Source organism: Nocardia cerradoensis NBRC 101014 (genome assembly GCF_000308535.1).
Lineage (GTDB): Bacteria > Actinomycetota > Actinomycetes > Mycobacteriales > Mycobacteriaceae > Nocardia > Nocardia cerradoensis.
This window is the reverse complement of sequence record NZ_BAFW01000208.1, coordinates 21,989-28,797: the sequence shown is the minus strand read 5'-3', so window position 1 is coordinate 28,797 and position 6,809 is coordinate 21,989. Positions and strand designations below refer to the sequence as shown.

At 67.7% G+C, this 6,809-nt stretch carries 6 protein-coding genes; 4 read left to right on the top strand and 2 right to left on the bottom strand.

The window, feature by feature from the left end; genetic code table 11:
- Together pruA and ON23_RS22190 are read left to right on the top strand one after the other, a co-directional pair.
- A partial coding sequence (gene pruA, locus ON23_RS22195) for an L-glutamate gamma-semialdehyde dehydrogenase (protein WP_039780527.1) occupies positions 1-1,586 on the top strand: 1,586 nt, incomplete at its 5' end.
- 37 nt (positions 1,587-1,623) lie between these two features.
- Entirely contained in the window at positions 1,624-2,592 is a 969-nt protein-coding gene (locus ON23_RS22190; RefSeq protein ID WP_039780519.1) for a proline dehydrogenase family protein, read from the top strand.
- 1 nt (position 2,593) lies between these two features.
- Here the strand turns inward: ON23_RS22190 and ON23_RS22185 are convergent, their stop codons facing one another.
- Positions 2,594-3,460 (bottom strand): oxygenase MpaB family protein, encoded by an 867-nt coding sequence (locus tag ON23_RS22185; protein ID WP_039780518.1) that lies wholly within the window; start codon positions 3,458-3,460, stop codon positions 2,594-2,596.
- Between the two features lie 166 nt (positions 3,461-3,626).
- On the opposite strand from ON23_RS22185, the gene ON23_RS22180 reads away from it, so the two are divergent.
- Positions 3,627-4,271, top strand: a complete 645-nt coding sequence (locus ON23_RS22180) for a TetR/AcrR family transcriptional regulator (RefSeq protein ID WP_039780517.1) — start codon at positions 3,627-3,629, stop codon at positions 4,269-4,271.
- Positions 4,272-4,336: 65 nt separating this feature from the next.
- Here ON23_RS22180 and ON23_RS22175 read toward each other — a convergent pair whose 3' ends face one another.
- Positions 4,337-5,185, bottom strand: a complete 849-nt coding sequence (locus tag ON23_RS22175) for an oxygenase MpaB family protein (protein ID WP_039780516.1) — start codon at positions 5,183-5,185, stop codon at positions 4,337-4,339.
- A 163-nt stretch (positions 5,186-5,348) separates the two neighbouring features.
- On the opposite strand from ON23_RS22175, the gene ON23_RS22170 reads away from it, so the two are divergent.
- Positions 5,349-6,773 (top strand): acyl-CoA synthetase, encoded by a 1,425-nt coding sequence (locus ON23_RS22170; RefSeq protein WP_039780515.1) that lies wholly within the window; start codon positions 5,349-5,351, stop codon positions 6,771-6,773.
- Positions 6,774-6,809 lie beyond the last annotated feature (36 nt).

Sequence of the window (6,809 nt, the reverse complement as noted above, 5' to 3'; positions counted from 1 at the left end):
ATGCGCCGGGGAGCCGGGAACGAGAACTACTGATCGGCAAACTTGCCGAAATTTCCGGGCGAACGGTCGACGTGCCGCTGGTGATCGGCGGCAAGCATCGGCCGGGGACCGGGCCCCGCTCCGAGATCGTGATGCCGCATCGGCACGCGCACGCGCTGGGCACCTACGCCGATGTGACGCAGGAGGAAGGCCGGGCCGCGATCGAGGCCGCGACGGCCGCGGCGCCGCAGTGGCGGGCGCTGCCGTTCACCGAGCGCGCCGCGGTGCTGCTGCGGGCCGCCGATCTGCTGGCCGGGCCGTGGCGGGAGACGGTGGCCGCCGCGACCATGCTGGGCCAGTCGAAGTCGGCGTATCAGGCCGAAATCGACGCGCCCTGCGAGCTGGTGGACTTCTGGCGGTTCAACGTCGCCTTCGCAAGCCACATCCTGGCGCAGCAGCCGGAATCGTCTGCGGGCGTGTGGAATCGGATGGATTACCGTCCGCTCGAGGGGTTCGTCTACGCGATCACCCCGTTCAACTTCAGCGCGATCGCCGGGAATCTGCCGACCGCGCCGGCCCTGATGGGCAATACCGTGGTGTGGAAGCCCTCACCCACCCAGACACTGGCGGCCTATTACACGATGCGGGTGCTCGAGGAGGCCGGGCTGCCGCCGGGTGTGATCAATCTGGTCACCGGTGACGGCATCGAACTGTCCGAGGCCGCGCTGACCGATCCGCGCCTGGCCGGTATCCACTTCACCGGCTCGACCCGCACCTTCCAGCACCTGTGGCAGCGGGTGAGCTCGAATATCGGTCGCTACCACGGATATCCGCGGCTGGTCGGGGAGACCGGCGGGAAGGATTTCGTGCTCGCGCATCGCTCGGCCGATCCGGATGCCTTGCGTACCGCGCTGATTCGCGGCGCCTACGAATATCAGGGACAGAAATGTTCGGCCGCCTCCCGCGCCTATATTCCGCGCTCGCTGTGGCGGGAGATGGGCGACGATTTCCTCACTCAGGTCGACGAATTGAGTTACGGCGACGTGGCCGATCTGTCGAATTTCGGTGGGGCCGTGATCGATCGGCGCGCCTACGACAAGAATGTCGCCGCGATCGAGCGGGCCCGCTCGGCCGGCCTGGGCATTCCGGCGGGCGGCACCTACGACGACAGCGAGGGCTTCTTCGTCCAGCCCACCGTGCTGCTGGCCGACACTCCGCGTGACGAGGCGTTCACCACCGAATACTTCGGTCCGATCCTGTCGGTGTACGTCTACGACGACGATCACCCCGAGGCCTTCGACGCGATACTCGCGGAAGTGGATTCGGCGGCACCCTATGCGCTGACCGGTGCGGTCTTCGCCCGCGATCGGGCCGCGATCGACCGGGCCGCCGGCACGCTGCGCTTCACGGCGGGCAATTTCTACGTCAACGACAAGCCGACCGGCGCGGTGGTCGGCCAGCAGCCCTTCGGCGGTGCGCGCGCATCCGGCACCGACGACAAGGCCGGGTCGTATCTGAATCTGCTGCGCTGGGTCGCGCCCCGCACCCTGAAGGAAACCTTCGTACCACCGACCGACTACCGGTATCCGCACATGGAGTCGGAATGAGCGGCGAACCGGTGCCCATATCCGGGAGGGCGCGACGATGAACCCGCTGCGTCCTGCCATCCTCGCCGCCGCCGGTTCGGTGCGAATGAAACGGGCGATCACCGGGTTTCCGGTCACCGCGGAGGTCGTGCATCGATTCGTGGCCGGTGAGACGCGCACCGACCTCGCTCCGGTCGTCACCGCACTGCTGGACAGCGGCCGGATGGTGAGCGTCGACTTTCTCGGTGAGTACACGACCGAGCGGTCGATGGCCGACGACGCGGTGGCCGAATATCTGGCATTGATCGACGACCTGGCCCGATGGAATCTCCTGGCCCGATGGGACCGGTCATGGTCGGTGCAATCCCTTGCACCGGTGGAGGTTTCGGTGAAACTGTCCGCGCTGGGGCAGTCGCTGGGGCTCGACGGCCCCGAGATCGCCACCGCGAACCTGCACACACTGTGCGAGCGGGCACAGCAGGCGGGGGTGTGGATCACCGTCGACGCGGAGGATCACACCACCACCGAAACCACCGAGTCGACCGTGCACATGGTGCGGGCCGACTATCCCTGGCTGGCGGTCGCCACCCAGACCTATCTGCGCCGTGCCGAGGATCGCTGCCGCGTCGCCGCGGCCGAGGGCGCGCGAATCCGGTTGTGCAAGGGCGCGTATCGCGAGCCGGAGTCCGTCGCCTACCAGCGCACCGCCGATGTGGACGAGTCGTATCTGCGCTGCCTGGAAGTGCTCATGGCCGGGACGGGATATCCGATGGTCGCCACCCACGATCCGGTCATGATCGCCGCCGCCCACGACATGGCCGCTCGGAACGGGCGCGCGCCGGGCGATTTCGAATTTCAGATGCTCTACGGCATTCGCTCCATCGAACAGCAGCGCCTCGCCGAGGCCGGTCACGCCGTGCGGGTCTACGTGCCCTACGGCAACCAGTGGTACGGCTACCTGATGCGGCGGCTGGCCGAACGCCCGGCCAACCTCGGCTTCTTCCTCCGCGCCCTCGCCGAGCGCTGAATCAGACCAGGGGCCGGCCGAAGCGCCGGCGCAGCCGCATATCCGCGAGATAGAAGTTGAACGGGAAGACCCGGATCACCGTGGGCATCCGCGTCCACACCGCCGAGATCGAGCGCAGGACGAACCGGAACCGGCGTTCGTCGCGTGCGGTCCAGCGCATCCCCATCTCGTCGCGCAGGTGCTGCGGCAGCAGTGCGGTGACGGTGAATCGGTGAAAACGCCCGGCCAGCAACTGAATCAGGCGCGGCTGCATCTTCAGATCGATCAGATCGTTGAAGTAGCGGCGCACGGGTTCGTCGATGGTCTTCGTCGCGAGGTTCTCCTCCCAGAACGCGTAGAACGCGTCCCGGTCGGCCGGCCACATCTCCGGACGCATCTGCAGACCGGTGCCGAGGCGGACGCTGTAGCGGTAGAAACGCTCGGCGAGTTCGGGATCCATCGGTCCGCGCATGCGCTGGTACAGATCGTCGACGCCCCAGTACAGGCAGGCCGCCACCCACAACTGCAACTTCGGATCGAAGGCGTTGTACTTGACCGGGCTGTTCGGGCCCGAATGCACCGGGCGGTGCGAGGCGTTGACCGCCTCCCGATAGCTCCGCACGTCCTCGTCGTTGCCCAGCCACGCCACGGCCAGATAGGTCAGTGTGGTGCGCAGCCGCTTGATCGGGTGCAGCGTCACCTTGCCGCTGTCGACCGTGCTCTCCAGGACGCCGTACCCGACCGGCGGGTGGCTGAGCTGCATGATCACGTTCGCGGCGCCGCCGAGGAAGGCGGCCACGCCGTCGATGTGTTCGCGCACAGTCTCCGGGGTGAGTTCGTCGCCCGGAATCTCGGGCTCGTGGTCGGTCGCGCGCAGGGGGGCGGTCATCGTCGACTCGTCTCCTGTTCCTCCCCGCCGGATCGGCGAGAGAATATGAGAAGCTTTCGCATAAACCTTCTCATCGGTGTGGCATCATGTCAATCGGGGCCGCTGACCATATGGGATGATGAGAACGTCACCGTGTCCGCGACCCGGGCGAAGGAGAGGAACGATCATGACCGGCTCGACCAAACTGTCGACTCGGCTCCTGCCGCTGGTGCGCGGCGCGGGTCCGGAGGACCGCAATCAGACCACGGTACTCGACGCGGCGCTGCTGGCGTTCCTGGATTTCGGCATCAAACGCACCAGCATGGTCGAGGTCGCGCGGCGTGGGCGGCTGTCGCTGGCGACGCTGTACCGGCGCTTCGCGGGTAAATCCGATCTGATCCAGGCCGTCGGACTGTGGCAGGCGCGCCAGTTCGTGGAACAGGTCGACGCCGCGGTGCAGCGCCAGATCGATCGCGACGCCAGCGCCGAGGATCAGATCGTCGAACTGTTCGTCGCCTTCCTGGACGGGCTGCGTGGCAACAAACTGCTGGACCGGCTGCTGACCACCGAACCAGAGGTCGTACTGCCCTATCTCACCGTGCAGGGCGCGCCGGTGATCGAGCTGGGACGCGACTACGTCGCCGAATTCATCACCCGCCTGCAGACGGAAGGCAAACTGCCGCACTACGATCCGCTGCCACTGGCCGAACTGGTCGCCCGCAACGCGCTCTCGCTCGCGCTGACTCCGCAGACGCTGATCCCGGTGGACGACGAGGCCGCCTGCCGTCGGTTCGCCCGCGACCACGTGGTCCCCGGTTTCCGGATTCCCTAGACGCCGGATTTCCTGGTACTCCCGAGCGCCGCCACCCTCCGGATCGCTCACCCCGAGTCCGGATCTCACACGAGCCGGAGCCCCAGGCGCCGCCGGATCCTCATGTCGAACATATAGGCGTTGACCGGAAACATCTTGAGCTGCTTGGGAACTCGCTCCTCCACCGCGCCGACCGCGTGCAACAGCCGGGACAGGCGGCGGTCGTCGGACGCCGTCCACGGCATCTCCATCTGCGCACGCAGATTCGGCGGCAGCAAGCCGGCGACCACCCAGCGGTGAAATCGCTTGAATGGCAAGCGAACCGGGGGCGGGAACATCTTCAGATCCACCAGATCATCGAAGTACGCGCGGATCGTCGGATCGATGCGGACCTCGGCGAGCTGCCGGTTCCAGTAGGCGTCGAAGGCGGCGCGGTCGGCCGGCCACATCGCCTGCGGCATCTGCAGGGTGGTCCCGAACCGGGCGGCGTGGCGGTAGAACGCCTCGGCCTCCTGATCCGGCATCGGGCCGTGCATCCGCTCGTAGAGGTCGCGCGAACCCCAATACAGACATGCCGCCACCCACAGCTGCAGCTTCGGATCGAAGGCGTTGTACTTGACCGGGCTCTGCGCGGTGGAGCGGACCTGGCGGTGCTGCCAGTTCACCGCCGCGCGATAGGCGGCGCGTTCGTCGTCGCTGCCCAGCATGGCCACGGCGAGGTAGGTCAGCGTGGTCCGGGTGCGTTTGACCGGATGGAGCATCACTTTGCCGCTGTCGACGGTGCTCTCCACCACGCCGTATCCGACGGGCGCGAGCGACAGCTGCATGATGACGTTGGCCGCGGCACCGAAGAAGGCGGCCGAACCGTCCAGGTGTGCCGCGACATCGTATTCGGCGACCGGTTGCCCGGGCGACGTGCGAATGGACGTGGTCATCGTCGACCCCCATCTCCGCGTGAGAAGACTGCACTTCGACAGTCTCACCACCTCACTGCGCTGTCAACGGCCGCGAGCCGACGAGACGAATTCGCAACGGGCCGCCCGGCCAAGAGAGTGCCGGCGGTGCCTCTTCGATGTGCCGGATTGATAGGTTGGCCCGATGTCCTACGGTTCGCTGCCGCTGTTGCCCTCGCTGAATCCGGCCGCCGTGGCCGCCGGCTACGACATTCCCGATGCGGTCACCATCGACGGTGAGACGCTCTCGCGCAGCGATCTGGTCGGCGCCGCGACCTCGGTGGCCGAACGCGTCGCCGGGGCCGGCCGCGTCGCGATTCTCGCCCGCCCGACCGCCACCACCGTGCTGGGAATCCTGGGCTGCCTCATCGCCGGGGTCGCCGCCGTGCCGGTGCCGCCGGATGCGGGGTCGGCCGAGCTGGACCACATCCTCGCCGATTCCGGTGCGCGGGCCTGGCTCGGTGCGGCGCCGGACAACCCCACGCTGCCGGTGATTCCGGTGCGCAAACACGCCCGCTCGTGGCACAGCCATCCCGAACCGGCCGCGAATACAACGGCTTTCATCCTCTACACCTCGGGGACCACGGGGGCGCCCAAGGGCGTCGTGCTCAGTCGTGGCGCCATCGCGGCCGGTCTGGACGCCCTGTTCGACGCGTGGTCGTGGACCTCGAAAGACATACTGGTGCACGGGCTTCCGCTGTTCCACGTGCACGGGCTGATCCTCGGCGTGCTGGGACCGCTGCGGGTCGGCAGCCCGCTCGTGCACACCGGCAAGCCGACTCCGGCCGCCTATGCCGCGGCAGACGGCACCATGTACTTCGGCGTGCCGACGGTCTGGTCGCGCATCGCCGAAGATCCCGACGCCGCAAAGGAATTGGCGAACGCCCGGCTCCTGGTCTCCGGTAGTGCGCCGCTGCCGGTTCCGGTCTTCGAACGGCTGCGCGAGTTGACCGGGCAGGCGCCGGTGGAACGCTACGGTATGAGCGAAACCATGATCACCCTCTCCACCCGGGCGGACGGCGAACGTCGGCCGGGCTGGGTCGGGCTGCCGGTGGCGGGTGTGCAGACCCGGTTGCGCGACGAGGCAGGAGCGCCGGTTCCGCACGACGGCGAGAGTATCGGCGGACTGCAGGTGCGCGGTCCCATGCTGTTCGACGGCTATCTCGGCCTGCCGGAGGCCACCGCCGAGAGCTGGACCGAGGACGGCTGGTTCGTCACCGGCGACGTGGCGGCGATCGACGCCGAGGGATTCCATCGCATCGTCGGGCGCGAATCGGTGGATCTGATCAAATCCGGCGGCTATCGCGTCGGGGCCGGGGAGGTCGAGACCTGCCTGCTCGGCCACCCGAGTGTGGCCGAGGTCGCCGTGGTCGGGATCGAGGACGCGGATCTGGGGCAGCGCATCCGGGCCTACGTGGTGCCGCGACCCGACACCGCGATCTCCGAGCGCGAACTCGTCGACTTCGTCGCCCAGCAGCTCTCGGCGCACAAACGCCCGCGTGAGGTGCTGATGGTGACCGAATTGCCGCGCAACGCGATGGGCAAGGTCCAGAAGAAGCTGCTGCGCTGACGTATCGATCCGATGCCGGGAACGTGCCGGGTTGAC

Bases quoted from the DNA above. Each gene is read 5' to 3' on its own strand.
- ON23_RS22190 (WP_039780519.1), top strand. From the start codon at position 1,624: ATGAACCCGCTGCGTCCTGCCATCCTCGCCGCCGCCGGTTCGGTGCGA.
- ON23_RS22185 (WP_039780518.1), bottom strand. From the start codon at position 3,460: ATGACCGCCCCCCTGCGCGCGACCGACCACGAGCCCGAGATTCCGGGC.
- ON23_RS22180 (WP_039780517.1), top strand. From the start codon at position 3,627: ATGACCGGCTCGACCAAACTGTCGACTCGGCTCCTGCCGCTGGTGCGC.
- ON23_RS22175 (WP_039780516.1), bottom strand. From the start codon at position 5,185: ATGACCACGTCCATTCGCACGTCGCCCGGGCAACCGGTCGCCGAATAC.
- ON23_RS22170 (WP_039780515.1), top strand. From the start codon at position 5,349: ATGTCCTACGGTTCGCTGCCGCTGTTGCCCTCGCTGAATCCGGCCGCC.